This window comes from Dactylosporangium sp. NBC_01737, assembly GCF_035963215.1.
Lineage (GTDB): Bacteria > Actinomycetota > Actinomycetes > Mycobacteriales > Micromonosporaceae > Dactylosporangium.
This window is the reverse complement of sequence record NZ_CP109153.1, coordinates 6,105,882-6,128,576: the sequence shown is the minus strand read 5'-3', so window position 1 is coordinate 6,128,576 and position 22,695 is coordinate 6,105,882. Positions and strand designations below refer to the sequence as shown.

Below are 22,695 nucleotides of genomic sequence, written 5' to 3'. Positions count from 1 at the left end.
TTCACCCGGCTGCAGCCGGCTGGGTGACGTCACCGCCGCTACCGCGCAGCTCCGCGGTCCGGGCGGTCCACGCCTGCACCAGGGGTACAGGCCACCGATCGAGCACGACGGCGACGTGGTAGTGCATCGACTCGGAACCGTCCGGGGTGTGGATCTGGACCCGGATCGGCAGGGTGGCGACGTCGACCGGTCGCAGTGCGCTCAGCGGTACCGGCGGCAGCGCGTCGAGCAGGCGGACGGCGTTGACCGCCTCGACCAGCAAGGCGCGGAGCAACCCGTCCCCGTCGCCCTGCCGGCCGAGCAGCGCGACCGCGCGGCGCATCACGCGCACGGCGCGGCGGTGCCGGCGGTGCCGCTGCCACCCGGACCGTTGCCGCTGCCCCGGCGGTGCCGACACGGCGGCCAACTCGCGGGCCAGCCGGTCGGCGTGCCTGCCGGTGGCCGCGCCGAGCGTGGTCCGCCCGGCCAGGGCGACGACTGCCGCCGCGGTCGCCTGTGCCCCGGCCCGCGGGTGGATGACCAGCCAGGGCGCGATCGGCAGCAGCGCATTGCGGCCAGCGTCGCTGCTGGCGTCGTTGACCGCCCGCGCCACCGCGGCAAGCATCGGATCAACGGCGTCGGGGTGATCGGTCCACCGGCCCCCGGCCAGGGCGGCGGTCACCTCCACCAGGCACGCCCCCCGCGACGGATGCCCGTGCGACCCCCGCCGCAGCACCCGTGCGTCGCAGGTATGGGCCGTCGACCATCCCCGCCGCCGACCTGCGCGCGAGAGCGTCTCCATGCCTTCAGTGTCCACCCCGGCCGGGACCTGCGCGCCCGCCGGCCGGCACCGACAGGACAGATCGGAGCTCGCCGGTCAGCCGGGCGGCGCGGTCACACCCACGCCCGCGACCCCGGACGACGTTGCCGACGGCACGATGTACTCGACGGCAAGACCAAGGCAGTCGGTACGGGTGCCGGGCGGCGGTCGCGGTGCGACCCACCGGGTCGATCTCGCCAGATCTGCGGCGCCGTCCGGACACAGCGGCCGGGCAGGTTGCCGGGTGAGGTGGTGCCGAAAGACCCGGGCGCTGCACGCCCCGCGATGGCAGCGTGAGCAAGGACCAGTGTCCGCTGACCCGATCGAGGAGCACAGCATGGAACTGCAGATCACGTCGGTACGCGCGGTCGAGATCCTGGACTCACGCTCCCGACCCACCCTGGCCGTGACACTGACCACGGCCGACGGTTCGACGGTACGGGCCGGTGTACCGTCCGGCGCCTCCACCGGCACCCGTGAAGCGGTCGAACTGCGTGACGGCGACCCGACCCGGTACGGCGGCAACGGCGTCCTAGGCGCGGTCGGACACGTCAACGACGAAATCAACCAGGCGCTCGCCGGCCACACCTTCACCGACCTGACCGACGTCGACCGGGTCCTGATCGACCTGGACGGCACCGCCACCAAGTCCCGCCTCGGCGCCAACGCCATCGTCGGGGTGTCCATGGCCGCCGCCCGCGTCTTCGCCACCGCGGCCAGGCTGCCGCTGTGGCGGTACCTCACCCCGGCCGGAGTGCAGCCACGGCTGCCGGTGCCGCACTTCAACGTGGTCAACGGTGGCGTCCACGCCCCCAACACCCTGGACTTCCAGGAGTTCATGATCGCGCCGATCGGGGCACCCGGTCTCGCCGAAGCCGTCCGCGCCGGCGCCGAGATCTACGCCGCCCTACGCCGCCGCCTCGGCGCCGCCGGGCACGCCACCGGCCTGGGCGACGAAGGCGGCTTCGCGCCCGACATCACCGCCCCCGAAGACGTCCTGGCCGAACTCGTCGCCGCGATCACCGACGCCGGATACACCCCCGGCCGCGACGGCATCGCGATCGCCCTGGACCCGGCCGCCAGCGAATTCCACCGCGACGGGCACTACCACGTGGCGGGACAAACCCTCACCACCGACGACATGATCACCCGATACGACGAGATGATCACCCGGTTCCCGGTCTGGAGCATCGAGGACGGCCTCGCCGAATCCGACTGGGACGGCTGGGCCCGCCTCAACCAGCACCTCGGCCACCAGGTGCAACTCGTCGGCGACGACATCCTCGTCACCAACCCGGCCATCATCGCCGAAGCCATCGACCGCAAGATCGCCAACTCGGCGCTGATCAAACTCAACCAGATCGGCACCGTCACCGAGACCCTCGACGCCATGCGGCTCTGCCGACAGGCCGGCTGGACCCAGATGGTCTCCCACCGCTCCGGCGAAACCGAAGACACCTTCATCGCCGACCTCGCCACAGGCACCGGCTGCGGCCAGCTCAAGACCGGCGCACCTGCCCGAGGTGAACGCGTCGCCAAGTACAACCGACTCATGGAGATCGAAGCCCACCACCGCCTGCCCTACGGCCCGGCGTAGCCACCCACGGCGCCGCGGGCAGCACACAACGCGATCGCGATCCACGCGCTGTTTGCTGATCGTCGTGCTCAACGCGGCGGTGGTGCCCGGCCTCGCTGTCGCCGCGTGCACTGCGGCGGGTCTGCTGGTTGCGGCGACGCTCGGGGATCGTCGTGGCCGCCGTGGCGCCCGGCGGCGGAACGGGTGCGCTGCTGACGCTGCACGCCCGCGGCGAGGTGACCTTCAGTGCCGGGTTGCAGGGCGGGCTGGCGCCGGTCGGGCTGGTCGCCGTGCCGGTGTGGGCGGCCGTGGCCGGATACGACGTCGGGGTGGTGTGTTGCTGGTCGGTGGCGGGTTCGTCGGTCAGGAGGTGCCGTTGGCGGTCGGGATGTGGTCGCGGCACCGGCGGCCGGTCACCGCGCAGCGGGCACATCGGCTCGCCCGCCGTGTCGCCGACGTGGTGCTGGCCGCCCTGGTCGTCTACTTCGCCGTCACGGCCGGCCGGCGGCTGCCGGAACTCGGTTGCGCGCCGCTCGCGGTGGCGGCGCTGCTGGTGGCGTCTGCCTGGCGACCGTGGCGGTGCCGATATGGGGTCATCACGCGGCGCGGCGGGCGGTGGCGATGATGACCGCGGTGCGGAACCTGACCCTGGCGTTGTTCGACGCCGCACCCGCCGGGGCGCCGGTGACGGTGACGGTGACGGCCTACAGCCTGGTGATGTACCTGCTGTCGGTGCCGGGTCGCGGTGTGGCTGGCCCGCACGCTGGCGCCGTGACCACGCCCGCCGCAGGCCCAATCCAGCATCCCCAGCGTCAGCAGCGTTTGGCGAGGGCGGTCAGTGCGGTGCCGGCGGCGCCGAGACGGGTGATGGTGACCAGGGCGGCGAGGGCGGTCAGTGTGGTGTGGCCGTCGTCGAGATGGTGCGCCGTTTCGAGGGCGTCGAAGACAGCGGCGCCGATGGAGAAGGCCGCGACGGCCAGGAGCGACACGATGCCCGGCCGGCGCCAGACGACGACGGCGAGCAGCAGCCCGACGATGATCGCGGCGACAACGGCCGCGGGTGATTCGAGGAGTTCCAGGAAGGACTGCTCGCCGGCTTCTCCGGTGGCGTGTTCGGCTTGTTCGCCGCCGGTGCCGGTGCGGTGTTCCCAGAGGGCGCCGATCGCGAAGAGCGCGGTCGAGGCGGTGAGCAGCAGTGCGCTGAGTGCGGGTGCGCGTTCTGTGGCGGGTGCGCGTTTCGGTGACGGTCACTGGGTCCTCTTCCGGTGTGGGCGGTATGCGGGTATCACCGCCGCCGCCACGACCGGGTCTCGTGGGTGGCGGTGGGTTCAGGTGCGTGGGGCGTACATGATGACGGCGACGCCGATGAGGCAGATGACGGCGCCGGCGATGTCGTAGCGGTCGGGCCGGAACTTGTCGAAGGCCATGGCCCAGCCCAGCGATCCGGCGACGAACACCCCGCCGTAGGCGGCGAGGATGCGGCCGAAGTTCGCATCCGGTTGGAGGGTGGCGACGAACCCGTAGGCGCCGAGTGCGGCGATGCCGGCGCCGACCCACAGCAGACCCTTGTGCTCGCGGACGCCCTGCCAGATGAGCCAGGCCCCGCCTATCTCGGCGACGGCGGCGAGTACAAACAGCAGGACGGAACGGATGATCGTCATGAGGGGTATCGCAGCAGAGCGTTCCCGGGCGGGGTCCGGCGGGTCCGCCGCTCTTGGCGGACCCACCCCCGGCCGGGTCAGCAGCCGCAGTTGCCGCTGCCGCAGCCGCCGGTGCCCGCGGCGGCGGCTTTGCGGGCGGAGTTGCGGCGGTGCAGCCACCACATGCCCAAAGCCACGACGACGAAGCCCGCGGCGACGGCGTACAGGGTCTTCTCCATGATCGCGGCGCGGTGCCGGTGAGGACCCCGGCGGCGATGAGCAGCGGGATCGCGCAGCACGCGGCGCAGGCGACGCCGGCGAGGATGCCGGCGACCTTGCTGCGGGTGGGTGGTGCGTTGTCGACGGTCGGGGTGCTGTGCACGTGGCCGTTCGCCGGGGTGATCGGCAGGTCGGTGCGGTGGTTGCTCTGCAGCGTTATGTGGTGGCTCCGTTCGGGTCGGTGAGCGTGGTGTACGGCAGTGGGCAGGCTGGGCAGGTGCAGTTGGTGAGGCTGTCGCATTCGGCTGCGACGACCTGGGTGAGGGTTTCGCGGATCGCCTGCAGGTGGGCGATCTTGTGGTCGATCTCGGTGAGTTTGGTGCGGGCGCGGTGCCGCAGGTCGGCGGTGGGATGGAGGCGGCGGCCGGTGTCGAGGAGGTCGGCGACCTCGTCGAGGGTGAACCCGAGCCGTTGGGCGGCTTTGATGACGGTGAGCAGGGCGACGGTGTCGGCGGGATAGGTGCGGTGCCCGCCGGGGCTGCGGTCGGGTTCGGCGAGCAGGCCGCGGCGTTCGTAGTAGCGCAGGGTCTGGATGTTGACGCCGGCCTGTTCGGCGGCCTGCCCGGTCCGCAGACCCCGGGTGGAGCGGTGTGGGTCGTGCATGTCAGGCCGTCACAGTGGCGCGGGCACCTTCGAACGGCAGCCCGGCCTCGGCCCAGTCGGCTTTCCCGCCGGGGTAGACGTGCACATCGGTGTAGCCGAGGCGAGCGAACGCCGCCGCGGTCGTCTTCGAGCGGGTGCAGCCGGATCCGGAGCAGTACACGACCACGGTGGTGCCGGTGTCCGGAACGAGGCGGGCGGCGGCGTCGGCGGTGAGGTCGCCTGGCACGTTGACGGCGCCGGGGAGGTGCTCGGCGTCGTACTGCGCCTGCGGCAACGCCTCCACCAGCACGACCCCGCCGCCATCGCGCAGCGCCCGAAGCCCGTCACGGTCAATGCGCTGCACCGGCGCCGGAGCCACCGGCGCCGCTTGGGTTGCCGCTGCGGCCAGCTGCGCCGGTGCCAGTTCGCCGGCCGGGACGGTTGCCGGTTCGGCGTGGCCGAAGACGGCGGTGAGGACCTCGGCCGCCTCCCGGGGGGCGCGAACCTCGAGCCGCACCCCGGCGCCGCTGGCGGTGAGGGTGAAGCTGAAGGGCGCTGTTGCGCTGGCCGATCGGAGGACGCGTTGAAGCGAGTGCCGGCCGGTCTTCAGATGACGGTGGCGAGTTCGGTAAACGCCGCGGCGACGCGGAGCCCCCGCGGGGCGTCGAGTCCGAGCTCGTAGTGTCCGCGGCGCAGGTTCTGCATGAAGGCATGCCCGCCGATGATCGTCTGTGCAGTCCGTTCGGTGCGTAGACCACGCATCGGTCTGAGTCGCTGTTTGAGCTGACTATGGTCGGCCTCGACCCGGTTGTTGGCGTGGCGTTCAACGTGATGCCGCGCCGACGGGACCACCTCGTCCAGGACCGCCGGGTACACCGGCGCCGCGTCGGTGATCACCTCGGTGGGTCGCACCTTCAACACGGTCATCGCCCGGCTTAAGAACCGGCGTGCCGCAGCAGCGTCGCGGCGGGCGGAGACAAGCACGTCGATGACCTGGCCGTGCTGGTCCACAGCCCGGTACACGTACCGCCAGACACCGCCGACCTTCACATAGGTCTCGTCGACGAACCACCTGTCACCAGGTGCATGCCGGCACCACCGGGCCGCATCGGCGAGCAGCGGCGTGAAGCGTTGCACCCACCGGAAGACGGAGACGTGATCGACCTCGACACCACGCTCGATCAACAACTCCTCAACGTCGCGGTAAGACAGGTTGTACCGCAGGTACAGCCGGACCGCGACCACGATCACGTCCGGCGGGAACCGGAACCCGGAGAACGCCGACCGTGTCGGCAGAGTCAGACGCCAGCGGTTGGAGACATTCACGACTCAAGAGTGCCCGACCAGGGCAACGCTCAACGCAACGGAGCCGCGAGGGCGCGTCTCCAGGAAGGTCAGCGGCCGCGCCAGCGGAGTCATATTGAACTATCGCTATGGCCGGCCATGACCGCCGCCACCCGGCACCGCGATGCCAGGCGCATCGACGTGCACCGCGATCGCGGGCCAGGGACGGCGCTGGTGAACGGCTTCGGCACATACTTTATGCGTGACGGACAACGCAGACGGCATCATCGGCTGGCGATGGCTCGACGTGCGGCTGCAGCGGCGGGCCCGCCGGCAGGTTCGTGCCGGACCTGCGCCGAGCCGTCTGCGCCGGGCCGCCACCACAGGTGTCGCCGTCGTCGTGCAGGTCGGCGCCTTCGCGACCCTGCTATGCGGTGCCTGGCTGTGCACGGTGCGGTTCCCCAGCGTGGCGCTGCTGCCCGGCGCCGTGCTGCTGCTCTTCGGGGTGCTGACCCCTGCCCCGACCGGCCGCCCTGCCGCGCGACACATCAGAATACGAAGTACCGCAGCCAGAGGTAGGGCACGCAGACGGCGACGGTGACGGCGGCGACGATGAGCCCGTATTTGGTGAATTCCCAGAAGCTGATGGGTTTGCCGGCGCGTTCGGCGAGGCCGAGGATGACGACATTGGCCGACGCGCCGACGGCGGTGGCGTTGCCGCCGAGGTCGGCGCCGAGGGCGAGGGCCCACCACAGGACGTGGGACTGGCTGGTGTTGCCGTCGGCATGGACGAGGTCGGCGACGATCGGGCTCATCGTGGCGACGTAGGGGATGTTGTCGACGATCGCGGACAGGGCGGCGGAGCCCCACAGCAGGACCATGGAGGCCAGGAGCAGTTTGCCCTCGACCGCGTCGGCGAGGGCCTTGGACAAGGTGCCGATGACGCCGGTCTGGACAAGGCCGCCGATCATGACGAACAGCCCGGCGAAGAACGCCAGGGTGGGCCATTCGACGTCCTTGGCGACCTCGGTGGCGTCGAGGCGGGAGAAGGCCAGCAGCGCGAGACCGCCGATGAGTGCGACCACGGACGGCTCCAGGTCCACGACGCTGTGCAGGGCGAACGCAACGGTCACCAGTGCCAGGACGGCGCCGCTGAGGGCGAGCAGCCGCGGGTCGCGGATGGCGTCACGTTCCCGAAGTGTCATGACCGTCGCGACCCGCTCGGGGTCGGTGCGGAACGCTCGACGGAACAGGATGCGGCTCAGCCCGACGAATACCACGATGAGCAGCACGACGATCGGGGTGAGGTGCACAAGGAAGTCGTTGTATGTGAGCCCGCCGCGGCTGCCGATGATGATGTTCGGTGGGTCGCCGACGAGGGTGGAGGTGCCGCCGATGTTGCTGGCGAGGGCCTCGGCGATGAGGAACGGCGCGACCGGTACGGCGAGGCGGTCGCAGACCAGGAACGTGACGGGCGCGATGAGCAGCACCGTGGTGACGTTGTCGAGCATCGCTGATGCGACGGCGGTGACAAGGACCAGGATCGTCATGACCCGGAACGGCCGGCCCTTGGCGCGTTTGACGGCCCAGATCGCGAGGTACTCGAACGCGCCGGTGCGTTTGAGGACCGCGACGATGAGCATCATGCCCAGCAGCAGGAAGATGACGTTCCAGTCGATGCCGGTGTCTTCGGCGAAGAACGCGTGGTGGGCGTCGGTGACGCCGATGAGGAGCATGACGACGGCACCGCCGAGCGCGGCTGCGACCCGGTGGATCTTCTCGGTGGCGATCAGGACGTACGCGACTGTGAACACGGCCACCGCGATCCAGGCGGTCGCGGTCATTCGGCGAGCAGCCGATCCAGCAGCGCGTCGAGGGTGACCGCACCGACCAGGGTCTTGAGCTTGTCGACGACGGCGACGAGCGGGACACCGGTACGGGCCATCAGCGCCGCCATCTCCAGCGCCGTGGCGTCGGAGGCGACGACGGCGAGGTCGCGGTTGTGGCCGGGCAGGGTCTGCGCGACGGTCCGGTCCCCGAGTTCGCGCAGGAACAGGTCGGCGGCCTGTTCGTCGATGACCCGGGCGAGGGCGGGGTCGTCCTGGCAGTACTGCGGGATCGCCATCCGCAGCACCTGGGTGCCGGCCAGGACGGTGAACGGGTAGCCCTTGGCGTCCAGGACGATGAGTCCCGGAAGGTCCTGCCCGGCGAGGAGACGGGCGGCCTCGATCGCCGGTGTGTCGAGCTGGACAGTGGGGTAGGGCGCTGCGAGATCTCCGGCGCGCACGGTGCGGCTCCTCAAGTTGGTCATGGCGAAGCTGTCGCCGACCAGACTTCCCGGCACACCTGCTGATCAACGTAGCGCACCCGCATCCGGGAAGGAACGCGGCGCCCCTATTCTGCCGGTCGTTCACAGCCGGCAGTCCGGCTGCGGACAGCCCCGCGCCGGGTCGGTGCTCGTCGCGGCGGCGCAGGATGCGTCCGAGGCGTTTTCCGGAATCTGAAGGCCGGTGACGCCCGGACGAAGGTCCGCGAACCTCGAACACCGCCGCCCAGCGGACCCGCGCCGATGGCACGGCCGTCGGCGACCGAGGGCGGCGGTTGGCGCAACCCGACCGCACCCATCCTCGACCCGGCCTGCAGCGCCCGGACCGCATCCTCAGGGGCACCCGACGAATGGAGGACCCCAATGCGGTTCGTGCGCGTGTTGGCTCTGGCCGTCGCGGCCGCGGGCATTGCCACGGTGCTGCAGCCAGCCGCTGCATGGGGTGTCCCGACCGCGGCGACAACACTGTCTTGGATACGCCGTTGCCGTGTCACGGGGGCCAAGGGTCACAGGTCTCGGGGTCGGGATCCCGCATCCACCGCTGGCCACGGCCGAGCAGCGCGCTGAAACCCACCGGTACCAGCCACCCGATGACCGCTCCACCGGTCACCGCATCCCGGGTGACCAGCAGCGCCGCCGTCACGACCAGTCCGGCCAGGGAAACTGCGACGACCTCTCGAGGGTCGGCTATCCGTGCGGCGCATACTCCGACAGTTACGGCCATGGTCAGCATCTGCACGACCACATGATCGGGGGCCAGGATCGTGCCATCGACGACAGCGACCGTCACGAGCAGGTAACCGCCGTAGGACGCGTGCAGCCCCCACCACAACCATGTGGGCTGGTGGAGCCCGGGCATCGGTAGTTTCCCTTCGCTCAGCGGCATTGACGGCACGGCAGCCAGGACACGCGGGGGCATGCGTAAACCGGCACGTCTGGGCTCTACCAGACGTGCACGGTGGGCCGGCGGGCGCGGTCGGGTTCGACCCGGCGCACCAGCCATCGTATCCGCTGCGCGGAACCGGACCGGAGACCCAAGATGGCGTCGGTCAGCTCGAGGACGGGATGTCGGCCTCGCCATGCACACGACAGATGCGGTATCAACCCGGTACGAGCGCGGATCGCGAGCAGCACCGCCACGATCGCCGGTGCAGCGTCCGATGCCTCGACCTGCAGCGCCCGACGGCCGGAGGTCATCACCCCCTGTACCTGCAGCAGTCCGTCATCCGGAATGCGCACGGCATCCGTGAGGCACAACACCATCGCCGTGTCCAGCATGGGATGACCCCGGCCGAGACAGTCGCCGTACACCAGCCACAGCGGACCGTGAGAATCGGCGGCCTCGTCCAGCAACACCTGCGCACCAAGGTCCCACATCACCACCGGCAGGCCAACCGTCGCCGCACGCCCGGCATACGGCAACTGCCGCCAGTCCCGCAGCCGTCGGCCCGGCATGGTTACACACCGCCTCGCCGCTGGTACACATCGGGTACGCCGTCGGCGTCGGCGTCCACCGACTCCTCTGCGCACAGCCGCCGATAGTGCGCGTTGCGCACCCGCAGCACGACCGCCGCCAGGACCGCCGCGATCACCGAACCGAGCAGGATGCCCACCTTGGCATTGCCGTCGCGGACGCTGCCCATCCCGAACGCCAGCTCGCCGATCAGCAGCGACACCGTGAAACCGACGCCGGCCAGCAACCCCAGCCCGGACACGTCCCACCAGCTCAATCCATCGGCGAGCCGGGCCCTGGTGACCCGCTGCACCAGCCACGTCGCGGCGATGATCCCGACCGGCTTGCCCAGGACCAGACCAGCAACGATCCCGATCGTCACCGAGTCCCGCAGCGCTGCGGTCCCGCCACCGGTCACCGACACCCCGGCGGCGAAGAACGCGAACACCGGCACAGCGAACGCCGCGGACAGTGGTCGCCACCGGTGCTCGAAGTGCTCCGCCAGCCCGGGCCCCGGTCCAGCCGTGCGGCGAAGCACCGGCACCGCGAACGCCAGCAGCACACCGGCGACCGTCGCATGAACCCCCGACGCGTGCACCAGCACCCACGTCGCGGCCGCGAGGGGCAGCAACAGCCACCAGGACCGCACCCGCCGCTGCACCAGGACCCCGAACGCCGCCAGCGGCAGCACCGCGATCAGCAACGGCACCAGCGACAGCGACGCCGTGTAGAACACCGCGATGACGACGATGGCGAGGAGGTCGTCGACCACCGCGAGAGCCAGCAGGAACGTCCGCAGCGCCACCGGCAGATGCGTGCTGATCACCGCGAGCACCGCAAGCGCGAACGCTATGTCAGTAGCGGTGGGAACCGCCCAGCCCGCCAGCGAGCCGTGTGCGCCGCCGGCGTTGACCGCGACGTACACCACCGCCGGAATCGCCATCCCGCCGACCGCGGCCGCCACCGGCAGCGCGGCACGTCTGGGGTCGCGGAGGTCACCGGCGACGAACTCGCGTTTGAGTTCCAAGCCGGCGATGAAGAAGAACACCGCCAGCAGTCCGTCGGCCGCCCACCCGGCCAGCGTCAGATCCAGATGCCACGAGGCCGGACCGACCCGCACCGACGACAGGTCGTGATACGTGCCCGACCACGGCGAGTTCGCCCAGACGAGCGCCAGCACGGCCGCACCCAGCAGCAACACGCCGCCGGTCGTCTCGGTGCGCAGCACGTCGCCGATGCGCCTGGCTTCCGTCCAACTTCCGCGGGCGAACAGGCCGGGCGGGGATTTGGTGCTCACAGGAACCTCCGGAGGGGTCGACGGCAACGTCGCCGACCAGCCTTCCCGGCACACCAGCTACCACCCTACGCCACGTGCACCGCCTGACCGGTCCGCCGCTGGCCACGTGCGTGCTGGTCACACCTGCTTGGCGACGTGACGCAAAGCGACGGTGAGGGGATGCCCGCTATTCGGCCGGCCGGTCCTCGATGTCGGCAGGCTGTGGTGTTGACGGTCCCCGCGGAGCGTGCGCGCCGGGCAGGCGCAGCATGCGCCGACCGCGGCTTTCGAGGCGTTGTTGCCAGGCGGGCATGAGGTTCGGGTCGAACCCTCGGGCAACGACGATGTCGGTGGAGGAGTGCAGCACGATGCTGAGCACGATGGTGAGCGCGACCAGCGTGAAGATGTTGCCGGCAGCCGGGATGCCGGAGGCGATGACGAGCAGGCCGTAGACGACAGAGGCGAAACCTTTGGGTCCGAACCACATGGCGGCGAGCTGTTCGCGGGTGCCGAGTTTCGAGCGGAGGAACGACAGCCACAGCGCGACCGGACGGGCCACGACAAGGGCGAGGATGGCGAAGATCCAGCCGGTCCAGCCGATGTCGCCGAAGAACCGTGGGGTGAGCAGCGCGCCGAACACCAGCAGGGCGGCAAGTTTGAAAATCTCGGCGATCAGCTCGCCGAAGTGTTCGAACGCATCGCGTTCCTTGTGTCCGATGGTGGCCACGGTGATCCCGGCGGCGAACGCTGCCAGGAACAAGTTGCCATGTGTGGCTTTGCCGAGTGCGAGGACCAGCAGGCCGATCGCGACGGCGTTGAGCGGTGCGTACTGCGCCGAGACGGCGAACCAGCGGGTGCGCTCGAGCCGGATCGCGATCCACGGCACGGCGATGCCGATGGCGATGCCGAGCAGCAGTTCCCAGCCGATCGTTGCCAGGTGCAGGTCGTCCTCGTGGGCGACGACCGCGAGGAGCACCACCACGAACGGCAGGGCGAGGCCGTCGTTGACGCCGGACTCGACGTTGAGCAGGTGCCGGAGCCGGCCGGGGACCTTGTCGTTGCCGACGAGCGCTGCGGCGAAGACCGGGTCGGTCGGGGCGAGGATCGCACCGATGAGCAGCGACTCGACCCAGCCGAGGCCGGCGACGTAATGCGCCAGGACCGCGGTGACCAGCAGCGTGAGCGGCAGCCCGAGACCCAGGGCCCGGCCTGGCAGCTTCCACGCGATGCGAAGGTCTGCCCAGCCGACCCGCATGCCGTCGGTGAACAGCACCGCGAACAACGCCAGTTCGGCCAATGACGACACCACCGGCGACTGGGCGGTGACGTGCACGACTCCGAAGACGCCGTCGCCGACGAGGAAACCGGCGAGGAGGAACACGACCGCGGTGGACAGCACGGTGCGGTGGGCAAGGGCGGACAGCAGCACCGCCAGCAGCAGCACAGCGGCGAATACGAGCAGTAGCGTCAACGCGGTGTCCTGTCGGTGGGCCCGGCGAGGGCGTGGTCAAGGGACCGCCGACCAGACTTCCCGGCACACCGGCCAGCACTCTACCGCACTGCCGCCACGTTGACGATCATGGACAGGCTGCTGCCGGACTGTCTGGGGGCGACATGCCTACCGGGGCGTGGCCGGCGCGCCGCTACCAGGGGGCGGCGGCAACGGCGACGTGGCGAGCCCGTCGGACTGCTATAACAGGGGCAACGGGCCCGGCCCGTTGTCTGGAGGCGGGCGGATGCTCGAACTCGTTCGGCCGACGGCGGTGGCCTGCCTGCCGGCGGGGCAGGTCGAATACCGGCTGGACCGCCGCGGCGACACGGTCGTCATCCTGTGCCACGGCGGGCATGTACGGGCCGGGCTCGCTCTGGGCGAGGAGGTCTTCGCCGCCGCCGGGCACACGGTCCTCGTGCCGTCACGGCCCGGTTACGGCCGGACCCCGCTGTCGACCGGCACCTCGGTCGAAGGGTTCGCCCACGTGATCCGCCAGTTATGCGCCCATCTGGGCATCACCCGGGTCGCCGCTGCCGTCGGCATCTCCGGCGGCGGACCCACCGCCGCCACCCTCGCGGCGCGCCACACCGACCTCATCGAACGTCTGATCCTCATCAGCGCCGTCGGATGGCTGCCCTACCCCGGACGCTGGACCCGGCTCGGCACGCACCTCGCATTCAATAGCAGGACCGAACGCCTGACCTGGGCATTGGTGCATACGCTGGCGCGCCGGGCACCCGACGTATGTCTTCGACTCATGCTGCGCAGCCTGTCCACCGTGCCGGTCGACGAGGTCGTCGCCGCATTGCACGCGCAGGACCGTGATTTCCTGCTCGCCCTCTTCACACAGATGCGTTCCGGCGGAGGATTCCTCAACGACCTGCGCTCCACGCCCGACGTCACCGCCCGGATCGGCCAGCCGACCCTCGTGATCGCCTCCCGCACCGACGCCGGTGTCCCGTTCGTCCACGCCGAGGCACTCGCCGCCGCCATCGTCCACGCCAACCTCATCGAAAGCCGCGCCCACAGCCACTTCGTCTGGCTCGCCGCCGACTGGCCGACCATCGCGGGGCGAGTCGAGACCTTTCTCCGCGCCGCTCCGCCCGTCCCCGCCGGTCCGTCACCCGATGCCCAGGCGTCGCGTCGCCAGGCAATTCCACGAGCGGACTGTGACTCGCTGCCCGTTGCCGAGCGGCCTCCACAGAGTTGCGGTCAGTTACCCGCTGCGGCCCGGGTGCCCTGGCGGGAGCAGGCCACGCCGTCGAGCTTCCTTCACCCAACGGTGCGCGGTGCTGGCCGGCACCCCATGAGCGACGGCGATGTCCGCTGCCGGCCGGACGGAAGTTACGGCGAGAGCCCGGTAGCTGTCTGCGACGCTCTGGTAGAAGGCGTCCGGTCGTCCTCGCGACCTGACGTGCCCGGCGGGAACGGTGCGGTGCAGGGCCAGGACGGGATTGATCGTTTCCCAACCAGCCCCGTCAGCTACGGGCGGCTGGACTGGGCGTCGCCTAGGGTTCGCCGCGGGGGCATGCGCAACTGTCACGCGTCCGGCCGACGCGATCTGCGCGTTGGCAGCCGCCTCGATCCGTCCCACGGGAATCGCCCGGAGCAGACCGGCAGAGGGTTCACCATCGATCAGCAACCCGGCCAACGTCACCCGTCCACCGTCGGCAGCGCAGACACGGACCAAGACGGTCTCAGCGAGTGGCGGCGTCTGACGCCACTCGTACCAATCCTCCGACACGGGGAACAGCCGACCCTGCACGAAGCAAGCGTAACGAACAGCGCCGTCCCCTCATCTGCGCGACCGGGTCGTCGCCTGCACGGCCGACACCGGTGCGGCGCCGGTGTCGGCGCTGCCAGGCGTCATCGTGAGGTCGTGGCGCGGTCGATTGCCGCTTCGACGCCGCCGACCCGATCGGCCAACAGGCCGACTGCTGCGACTGCTCGGGTGAGCGGGTCGTCCTCGCCTCCTCCCAGGGCCATCCGACGCAGGTGGCCGGCCTTCACCTCGGTCCAGCGGCGGGCCTGGTCCGCGCTCTGCCGGCCGCGCAGCTCGGCGAGCTTGAGCAGGTTCGCTTCGGCGCCGTCGGTGAGGGTCTGCGCCTCGCCGGCGTAGTGGTCGTCGATCGCGGTCTCCAGTTCGGTGTCGTTCATGACGGGCACGATCCGTTCGGCGAGCTTGTTCATGTTGCGGTAGGAGCCTTGCAGCCGGAACGGCGGTTCGGTACGCGAGGTGTCCGCCTGCGCGGCCGATGCCATGTAGGCGCGGTTGATGGCCAGCACCAGTTGTTGGACGTGCAGGAGTTTGCGGAGCACGGCCAGGATCTGGTCGAGTTCGACCTGCGCGTAGGAGTGTTCCAGTTGGTCCGTCTGGACCCGCTCGTCGCCGCGGGCGAGCCGCACCAGCAGCTCGACGTCGCCCGGGGCGCGGGTGGACAGCGGCGCCAGCACGGGATTGGACGTGAGCGCGTTCTCGATGTAGCTGAGCGCGAACAGCTCGTCCCGGCCGGACAGCACGTCGCCGAGGTTCCACACGTCGGCGCGGTTGGCGAGCATGTCCGGGATCTGGAAGCGCTGCCCCGACTCGGTGTACGGGTTGCCGGCCATGCACATCGCGAAGCGTTTGCCCCGCAGGTCGTACGTGCGGGTACGGCCGTTCCACACCCCTTCCATGCGGCGCTGGGCGTCGCAGAGCGAGATGAACTGCTGCAGCAGCTCCGGGGAGGTGTGCTGGATGTCGTCGAGATACAGCAGCACGTTGTTGCCCATCTCCAGGGCGAAGGAGATCTTCTCGACCTCCTGACGCGCCGTCGCGTTGGGTGCGTCCACGGGGTCCAAGGAGGTCACACCGTGGCCGAGCGCCGGGCCGTTGACCTTGACGAACACCAGGCCGAGCCGGTTGGCCACGTACTCCATGAGGGTCGTCTTGCCGTAGCCTGGCGGCGAGATGAGCAGCAGCAGCCCCATCTGGTCGCTGCGCTTGCCGTCGCCCGACGCGCCCAGCTGGCGGGCGAGGTTGTCGCCGATCAGCGGCAGATACACCTGGTCGACGAGCTGGTTGCGGACGAATCCGCTCATCACCTTCGGTGCGTACTCGCCCAGCCGCAGCCGCTCCCGCTCGGCGGTCACCAGTTCCGCACGCCGCCGCTGGTACGCCCGGAACGCGGGCATCCGCTCGGTACGCATCGACCAGGTCCGGGCCAGCAGCTCGTCGAGGCGTACCCGCAGTGTCCGGCCCTCGATCCGCGGGTGCCTGCCCAGGAGGCCCGGCACGTCGGCGCTGAGCGGCGCTGCGGATGCATACCGAGGCAGCCGCGTGCCGCACAGCTGCACCGCCACGGCTTCGGCCAGATCCGCAGCAGGAACCGACGTCGCCGCCGCAAAGGACGTCAGCCAGGCCTCGACCAGTTGAAGGCGGGCGGCGAGGGTGCCACGGTCGTCGCCGAGCGCACGCAGGTCGTCCTCGAAGTCACGCAGGGCGCCACCCAGAGCCGCCCGGAACGCGTCGAGGACGGCCGCCGCGGCAGCGCTGGTGACGAACCCGTCCGGCGCGCTGCTCAGCTCCTCGAACAGATACTCCCCCGCCAGGTGTGCGTCGCCGGCGGGCAGGGCAAGGCCGCTTGCGGCATGGAAGCCGGCAATCGACGTGGCAAGTTCTGCACAGAACTCGCCGATCGCGGCTGACCGGCCGAAGCGCGCGCGAGCCCGGGCCAGCGAGCCCGCGCGCCGGACGAGGGAGGCGTCCTGCGACCACGACAGCTGCGCCGCGACCCGCGCCGCCGGCGAAAACCGCAGCAGTCCGGCGCTGGAGTGCAGCCGCAGGAGCGCCGCGAGGATCAGGGCTGCGTCGTGGTCGTGCACGCCGCGCTCGTAACCTTCGTCGAAGCGCTGCTCCGCGGCGTTGCGGACCAGTTCGAGCAGGCCACCGTCGGTCTCCGTCGCCTCGTGCAACACCGTCAGGTCGACCTCGGCGAGCAGCGCCGAGGCGAGGTGCTCGGCGCGGTACACCTCGGGCGACTCCGACGGCAGCGGCTGCGTCCAGAACGGCCTGGCGGCCTCGATGACGTCGTCGTGGACGTCGGCGCGGTAGTCGGTCCCGGTGATGGCGAAGGTCAGCCGACCGTCGTGCGGCACGAGCGTGAGATCCACGGGCTGGCTGTTGACCGCGAACCTGTGCCGGCCAAGCCGGATCGCGTCGCCGCCGTCGGTGAACAGGTCGAGCCGGTCACGCAGTGCCCGACCGGCCTCGATGCGGGCCGCCTTGATCCGTCCCTCGAGCTCCTCCGCCCGCACCTGGTCGTCGAGCGCCCGGAGGTCATCGGCGATGCCGCCCAGTTTCGTCGCCATCGGGTCGGAGGCGAAGTAGGTGTTGACCGCTTCGAGTGACGCGAACGTCGCGACCCGCCGGCTGACGCTGTCCAGGATGCGTCCGGCGGCGTCGACCAGCCGGTCGGCCCGCCGCGAACGCTCGTCCAGCAGCGCCTGCTTGCGGGCGGTGAACGCCTCATACACCTCGGTGCGCTTCGCAGCGAGGTCGGCGAGGAACTCGTCGAACTCGCCGAACCTCGTCTCGAGCTGCTCCAGGCGCAGCAGGAGCCGGCCGAGTTGATCGTCGCAGCGTTGCGGATTGTCGGCGACGGCGAGCGCGCCGGTGATCGACTGACCGAGCAGGCCGACCTCGGCCGCGAACTCGCCGCGGCCCTCCCGCTCCAGCAGCTCCCGACGGCGGCCGTCAAGGGTGGCCCGGGCGCGGTTGATGCCGGCGAGCACCTCGGCGACCCGTTCGAGAATGCCGATACGCACCGTGGTGTCGGCGATGTCCAGCGAGCCGACCACCTCGGCGACCACCTGTAGGGCGTCCGCCTGCCCGGCGAGGCGCTGCGCCACCGGTGCGGCATCGGCGACGGTGGTGATGGCGGCGGCGTCACCGGCGAGCCCCTCGACCTCGGCGTGGTAGCCGCCGAACGCGTCATCGCGCCGCAGGAATTCGACGGCCCGGTGCGCCGCGGCGTCGAGTGCGGCGGTGAGCAGGTTCGCGAGTTCGTCGACCCGCTCCGTGTCGACGTACCGCAGCTCGCGCAGCGTCACGAGCCGGCCCTGGGCGTGCCGCAGCTCGGCGAGCCGGCGCACCCAGGCATCCGCGTTCGTGGGGGCCTCGCCACGGGAACGGCGTACCAGCGACGCCAGACCGTCCGCGACCTCCAGCAGCGCCGCGGCTGCGCGGTCGGTGAGGACGCAGACCTTCTCGTGCTCTTCGAGCACCGCGGCGGCGGCCGCCCGCAGCTGCATGAGCGGCGTGCGCAGGTCGCCGGCTTCGGGCTCGCCGAGCCAGTGGTAGTGATCGAAGATCCGCACGCACGCGGCGATGATCGCCTCGAACACGGCACCGGTCGGGGTCATCTCCTCGATCATGCGGGCCACCGACAGGCAGTCGGACACCCCGCGCACGAGATCCGCGTTGCCGATGCGCTCCAGCGTGCCCGATCCGGCCGGTTGGGCCGCGGCGTAGGCGTCGGAGCAGTACGGCGTCTGCCAGACCTGCATCGTGTGCACCCGGGCCGGCACGTCGGACAACGCGCGGAACACCACGAGCGTGCCGTCGTCGAACAGCGAGTAGCCGTGACACGGCATGGGAGTGGCGACTGCCTTGCGGATCACGTTGTACGGCAGGAGCAGCGACCGTCCTTCTTCCCTGGCGTGGAAGACGTACAGCACGTCCTCGCCGTTGGTGGAGCGGATCACCCGCTCGAACTCCAGGTCCGACACGTCGGTGTCGAACGTCTTGGTGGCACCGGTGTCCAGGTGGTATCCGCCGGGGAAGATGATGCCGTGGTCCTCGGGCAGCCGCCGGCACGCCTGCCCGATGCCGTCGAGACGCACGACGGCTCTGGTCCGGGTGTTGAACACCAGGTACCGGGTGACGGTTTCCTTGTACGGCAGGACTCGCAGCAGGATGAGGGCGCCGACCCGGGCGTAGGCGATGTCGGCGTCGGCGAGGCTCTGCAACGGCTCGTCGACCGGTTCCGTGTAGATGCCCTTGCCGGTCTCGGTGTTGTTCTCCACCTTGATGGTAAGGTCGCCGCCGATCGTCTCGACAAAGACCTGGTCCTCGATGCTGATGTGCGGGTGCCGGCCGAGCACGTGGTGTTCGCGGGTGGTCGGCACCCAGGTGAAGTCGTGGGTGGCGGGGAAGGTATGGTCGCGTTCGCCCCGGTTGTCGAGATAAGTGACCGTGCCGTCGGTGGCGACCTGCCAGCGCAGCACCCGGGTGTCGTCGAAGCGTGGGCCGGTCTGGAACACGGCGAGGAGCCGGCCGTCGAGGCGGCGCAGCTGCATCAGCCGGGTCTGCTGGTAGTAGCGGTACAGCTCGCTGAAGTCGCGCTGGAACTGCGGGTCGCGCAGCAACTCCGGCAGTTCGTCGCGGGACGGCTCGTCGAACCGGAACCCGTCGCCGTCGCGGGTGAAGCCGTGCAGGGAGAAGACGTCGTCGACGGTGGTCTGCGGTTTGAGGCCGATGAACACGTTGTACCCGAAGAGCATCAGCCCACCGGCGGACACGATGTCGCGGGGCACGCAGTTGTGCTCGGTCCGGATCTGTTCGGTGCCCAGCAGCCGCAGTTCGGTGTTGCCGAACACCTCGAGCCGGCGGGCGTTGAGCGCGTCGGCACGCCGGGTGAGCTCGGCGGACTGTCCGGCCAGCCGGGTGCGGAGGACCTCGTAGGTGCCCGCATCCAGGCCGGCCGGTGACATGTCGTTGTGCGGTGTCACGGTCAGCGCTTCCCCGCCGCCAGGGAGGCGACCGGCGCGTCGGCGACACCGAGGCGCTGCGCGACGGTGAGCAGTTCCTTGAGCTGCGCCGCGTCGGACCCGCCGGCCTTGATCTGCTGCAGCAGGAACGCCGACAGCGTCAGGTTGCCCACGTCCGCGGTGCTCATCGAGCCCAGCAGCCGGGCCAGGTCCTGGCCCAGGCTTGCCCCGCCGTTGAGGTACGGCTCGGCGACCGCGCCCATGACGTCGGAGTGCTGCACGAAGCCGTCGATGCTTTTGCCCATCGTGATCGAGCCCAGGAGCCGGTCGAAGAACATGCTCTCGCCGCCGACGATGTCGATGTCGGCCTTCTCCAAGCCGGCCGCGAGCACCAGCGCCTGCGACTCGGCGACCTGGCGCTGCATCGCGATGCCGGCGAGGCGGATCTCCTTCTCCATCTCCAAGCGAAGCCGGTACTCCTCGTGCTGGCGACTCGCGTCGTCCAGCGCAGCCATCGCCGCAGCCTTGTCGGTGAGGCCCTCCGCCTCGCCCTTGAGCTTCTCGCGGATGGCCTCGGCCGCGACCAGCGCCCGTTCCCGCTCCACGCCGACGTTGGCCCTGCCGACCTCGGCCGCGGCGAGGGCCTTGTCCCGCTCGATCGCGACCTCGGCGCGGCCGACCTTCTCGATGGCCTCGGCGCTGCGCTCACGCACCTGTACGTCGGCGAGACCCACGGCGGCAGCCTCGGCCTGGACGCCCTCGGCGAGCCGGATCTTCGCCCGCGCGTCGAGCTCAGCGGTCTGCTGGCGCGCCTCGGCGAGAACGACCTCCTCACGGGCCTTGAACGCCGCCGAGACCTCGGCGGCCTCGGCGGCCTTGATGTCCTTCACGAGGTTCTCCTGCGCCTCCGCCTCGGCCCGGATGATGACCGCCTGCCGGGTGCGCTCCGCCTCCTCGACCACCCGGAGCCGCTTGATCTGCTCCTCCTGCTCGGCGACGGTCTTGTCCACCGCGATCCGCTCGCGGACCACCTCGGCGATGCCGCGCTTCTCGACCTCCAGCTCCTTGTCCTTGGCGATCGAGGACAACTGGGTCTCGCGCTCCCGGGCGATCACCTCCAGCATGCGGTCCTTCTCGATCCGCTCGGTCTCGATGGCGATGACCCGCTCCCGGTTCTTCTGCGCCACGGCGATCTCGCGGGCCTGGTTCTCCCGCTGGATGCCGAGCTGCTCGTCGGTGCGCAGGTCGGCGCCGTGCGCCCTGAGCCGCTCCTCCGCCTTCACCTTCACGACCTCGGCGTCCTCGCGGGCCTGCAGCGTCGCCACCTCGCGGGCCTGGCGGATCTCCGCCTCGGCCTGCCGGCGCTCCAGCTCCAGGATCGCCTCCCGCGCGTTCACGTCCTGCCGCTTGATCTCCTTCTGTTCGCTGCGCTGGAACTCGTTGGTACGTACGTGCTCAATCGCGGTCAGTTCGGTGATCTTCCGGATGCCCTGCGCATCCAGGATGTTGGCCGGATCGAGGCGGGTCATCGGGGTCTGCTCGAGGAAGTCGATGGCGGCGTCCTCGAGGCTGTAGCCGTTGAGGTCGGTGCCGATGACCCGGATGATCTGGTCGCGGAACTCGTCGCGTTTGGTGTAGAGGTCGACGAAGTCCAGCTGCTTGCCGACGGTCTTGAGCGCCTCGGAGAACTTCGCGTTGAACAGCTCCTGCAGCGTCGACTGGTCGCTCGCGCGGGCGGTGCCGATCGCCTGCGCGACCTTGACGACGTCCTCGACCGTCTTGTTGACCCGCACGAAGAACGTGATGCGGATGTCGGCCCGGATGTTGTCGCGGCAGATCAGGCCCTCGTGCCCGGACCGCTCGATCTCGATGGTCTTGACCGAGATGTCCATGACCTCAGCCTTGTGCAGGACGGGCAGCACAATGGCGCCAGTGAAGGTGACGTCGACCCGCCGCACCTTGGAGATGATCAGGGCCTTCCCCTGATCGATCTTACGGAACAGCCGGGCGACCATGAACAGGACGCCGACCAGGATGAGGACGATGACGGCGACGAGAACGGCGAGTCCAGTGGTGATGACATCCATCGATGATCCCTTTGGGTAGGGCGAGGCAGACCGGAGGTGGGAAGCAGGGGGCGTCAGGCGACGCCGAAACAGCACAGGGCAGCGTCGGGCGACGCCAAACGGCGTACTGCGGTGTCGTACTGCGGTGTCAGGCGAGGGTGAGGGGGTCTTCCACAACCCAGAAGAACTCGCCGGGATCGTCGTAGCCGTAGATGTAGGCGGCGCTGCCGGCTCGCAGTCCGCCGTCACCGGCCTGCCGCACCTGGACGATCGCCGATGACCCGTCCTCGACCGTCACCTCGGCCTGACCGAATGTCAGCGTGACGGTCCCGGTGCGGATCACACAGGACCGGCCGAGGAAATCGGCGCGGGACGGTGCCTGCGCCGGGGTGAACAACCGGCGGAGTGCGAGGACGGCCAGCCGCGTGACGAGCCACGCGACGCCGAGCGCCACGATCAGGACGACGGCAGGAGCGAACGCGCCGTGCACCAGCGCACCGGCCGCGAGGCTGGCGAACCAGCCGATCGCGGTCAGGAACGAGATGGTCACGGTGATCGGCACGCCGCCGAGCCCGGCGACGCTCAACATGCCGCCGCCGTCACCGCCGGATTCGCCGCTGGCGTCGAGCGATCCGACGTCCAGCGCGCCGACCACGACAACCACCCAGTAGCCGACGACGGCGACGAGCAGCACGCTGAACATCGCGGTGGGGAATGCGAACGCTGCGCCGATGAACTCGTTCATGGACCTGCGTCGCCCTCCGCCCGTGTCCGTCCGGATCGTGGCATGGGCGGTCAACGCGTGACGACGGTCGGATTCGGTCCCCGCGGGCACCCGACCGGGGCACCGGCGCGGACAGGAAGATCCAGCGCAGGCAAGGCCCGCATACGGTCATGGCGCTTGGTTACAGATTCGGTGCGGATGGCGGGAACGTCCACGATCGTGGCCCCTCTGGTCGACACGACAATTACCATTGCCGACCAGACTTCCCGGCGCACCAGGGATCATCATACGCTGATACCGGCCGGGCCGGTAGACCGACAACGACGCCCCTGCGCCACGCCGGTCCAAGTTTCGTCGAGTACACCGCCTGCATCGCGGCGGGACTCTGGGAGTCTTGCCGGGTCCCGGAAAGGACGGCGACCACTTCCCGGCCGACTGCCGACCTGGA

General features: G+C 70.3%; 19 protein-coding genes and 1 pseudogene. 4 read left to right on the top strand and 16 right to left on the bottom strand.

The features are described from left to right. Position 1: 1 nt before the first annotated feature. Entirely contained in the window at positions 2 to 667 is a 666-nt protein-coding gene (locus OHA72_RS27470; RefSeq protein WP_327010682.1) for a hypothetical protein, read from the bottom strand. Positions 668 to 1,136: 469 nt separating this feature from the next. Between OHA72_RS27470 and eno the strand changes: the two genes are divergently transcribed. After that, on the top strand, positions 1,137 to 2,396 hold the full coding sequence (eno, locus tag OHA72_RS27465; protein ID WP_327010681.1) for a phosphopyruvate hydratase: 1,260 nt from the start codon (positions 1,137 to 1,139) through the stop codon (positions 2,394 to 2,396). 316 nt (positions 2,397 to 2,712) lie between these two features. After that, positions 2,713 to 3,000 (top strand): hypothetical protein, encoded by a 288-nt coding sequence (locus OHA72_RS27460; protein ID WP_327010680.1) that lies wholly within the window; start codon positions 2,713 to 2,715, stop codon positions 2,998 to 3,000. Positions 3,001 to 3,187: 187 nt separating this feature from the next. Here OHA72_RS27460 and OHA72_RS27455 read toward each other — a convergent pair whose 3' ends face one another. The 6 genes from OHA72_RS27455 to OHA72_RS27430 form a co-directional block, all read right to left on the bottom strand. After that, positions 3,188 to 3,364: a hypothetical protein gene (locus tag OHA72_RS27455; protein WP_327010679.1), complete on the bottom strand. Its 177-nt coding sequence runs from the start codon at positions 3,362 to 3,364 to the stop codon at positions 3,188 to 3,190. Positions 3,365 to 3,703: 339 nt separating this feature from the next. Further along, positions 3,704 to 4,036 (bottom strand): YnfA family protein, encoded by a 333-nt coding sequence (locus tag OHA72_RS27450; protein ID WP_327010678.1) that lies wholly within the window; start codon positions 4,034 to 4,036, stop codon positions 3,704 to 3,706. 77 nt (positions 4,037 to 4,113) lie between these two features. After that, positions 4,114 to 4,314 (bottom strand): hypothetical protein, encoded by a 201-nt coding sequence (locus OHA72_RS27445; RefSeq protein WP_327010677.1) that lies wholly within the window; start codon positions 4,312 to 4,314, stop codon positions 4,114 to 4,116. Positions 4,315 to 4,450: 136 nt separating this feature from the next. Next, a complete protein-coding gene (locus tag OHA72_RS27440; protein WP_327010676.1) occupies positions 4,451 to 4,897 on the bottom strand; it encodes a MerR family transcriptional regulator in 447 nt (148 codons plus the stop codon). Between the two features lies 1 nt (position 4,898). Beyond that, positions 4,899 to 5,393 carry a rhodanese-like domain-containing protein gene (locus OHA72_RS27435; RefSeq protein ID WP_327010675.1) on the bottom strand — a complete coding sequence of 165 codons (495 nt, stop codon included), beginning with the start codon at positions 5,391 to 5,393 and terminating at the stop codon, positions 4,899 to 4,901. Between the two features lie 89 nt (positions 5,394 to 5,482). After that, a complete protein-coding gene (locus OHA72_RS27430; RefSeq protein WP_327011672.1) occupies positions 5,483 to 6,172 on the bottom strand; it encodes an IS6 family transposase in 690 nt (229 codons plus the stop codon). Between the two features lie 250 nt (positions 6,173 to 6,422). On the opposite strand from OHA72_RS27430, the gene OHA72_RS27425 reads away from it, so the two are divergent. Further along, entirely contained in the window at positions 6,423 to 6,761 is a 339-nt protein-coding gene (locus OHA72_RS27425; RefSeq protein ID WP_327010674.1) for a hypothetical protein, read from the top strand. Here OHA72_RS27425 and OHA72_RS27420 read toward each other — a convergent pair. The 6 genes from OHA72_RS27420 to OHA72_RS27395 form a co-directional block, all read right to left on the bottom strand. Continuing rightward, complete coding sequence (locus OHA72_RS27420) at positions 6,709 to 8,004, bottom strand: ArsB/NhaD family transporter (protein WP_327010673.1); 1,296 nt, start codon at positions 8,002 to 8,004, stop codon at positions 6,709 to 6,711. The genes OHA72_RS27425 and OHA72_RS27420 overlap by 53 nt on opposite strands. Further along, positions 8,001 to 8,471 (bottom strand): CBS domain-containing protein, encoded by a 471-nt coding sequence (locus OHA72_RS27415; protein ID WP_327010672.1) that lies wholly within the window; start codon positions 8,469 to 8,471, stop codon positions 8,001 to 8,003. Before OHA72_RS27415 ends, OHA72_RS27420 begins: the two co-directional genes overlap by 4 nt. Before the next feature lie 505 nt (positions 8,472 to 8,976). Next, a complete protein-coding gene (locus OHA72_RS27410) occupies positions 8,977 to 9,372 on the bottom strand; it encodes a hypothetical protein (RefSeq protein ID WP_327010671.1) in 396 nt (131 codons plus the stop codon). Positions 9,373 to 9,428: 56 nt separating this feature from the next. Beyond that, positions 9,429 to 9,941: a hypothetical protein gene (locus OHA72_RS27405; RefSeq protein WP_327010670.1), complete on the bottom strand. Its 513-nt coding sequence runs from the start codon at positions 9,939 to 9,941 to the stop codon at positions 9,429 to 9,431. Positions 9,942 to 9,943: 2 nt separating this feature from the next. Beyond that, on the bottom strand, positions 9,944 to 11,236 hold the full coding sequence (gene nhaA / locus OHA72_RS27400) for a Na+/H+ antiporter NhaA (protein ID WP_327010669.1): 1,293 nt from the start codon (positions 11,234 to 11,236) through the stop codon (positions 9,944 to 9,946). A 166-nt stretch (positions 11,237 to 11,402) separates the two neighbouring features. Then, positions 11,403 to 12,686 (bottom strand): cation:proton antiporter, encoded by a 1,284-nt coding sequence (locus OHA72_RS27395; protein ID WP_327010668.1) that lies wholly within the window; start codon positions 12,684 to 12,686, stop codon positions 11,403 to 11,405. Between the two features lie 265 nt (positions 12,687 to 12,951). On the opposite strand from OHA72_RS27395, the pseudogene OHA72_RS27390 reads away from it, so the two are divergent. Next, a pseudogene (locus OHA72_RS27390) lies at positions 12,952 to 13,653 on the top strand (alpha/beta fold hydrolase); the annotation flags it as partial. A 920-nt stretch (positions 13,654 to 14,573) separates the two neighbouring features. Here OHA72_RS27390 and OHA72_RS27385 read toward each other — a convergent pair. The 3 genes from OHA72_RS27385 to OHA72_RS27375 form a co-directional block, all read right to left on the bottom strand. Further along, positions 14,574 to 19,478, bottom strand: a complete 4,905-nt coding sequence (locus OHA72_RS27385; protein ID WP_327010667.1) for a DNA repair ATPase — start codon at positions 19,476 to 19,478, stop codon at positions 14,574 to 14,576. A 2-nt stretch (positions 19,479 to 19,480) separates the two neighbouring features. Continuing rightward, positions 19,481 to 21,544 (bottom strand): flotillin family protein, encoded by a 2,064-nt coding sequence (locus OHA72_RS27380; protein ID WP_327010666.1) that lies wholly within the window; start codon positions 21,542 to 21,544, stop codon positions 19,481 to 19,483. Between the two features lie 127 nt (positions 21,545 to 21,671). Continuing rightward, on the bottom strand, positions 21,672 to 22,268 hold the full coding sequence (locus tag OHA72_RS27375) for a hypothetical protein (RefSeq protein ID WP_327010665.1): 597 nt from the start codon (positions 22,266 to 22,268) through the stop codon (positions 21,672 to 21,674). Between the last annotated feature and the right edge of the window lie 427 nt (positions 22,269 to 22,695).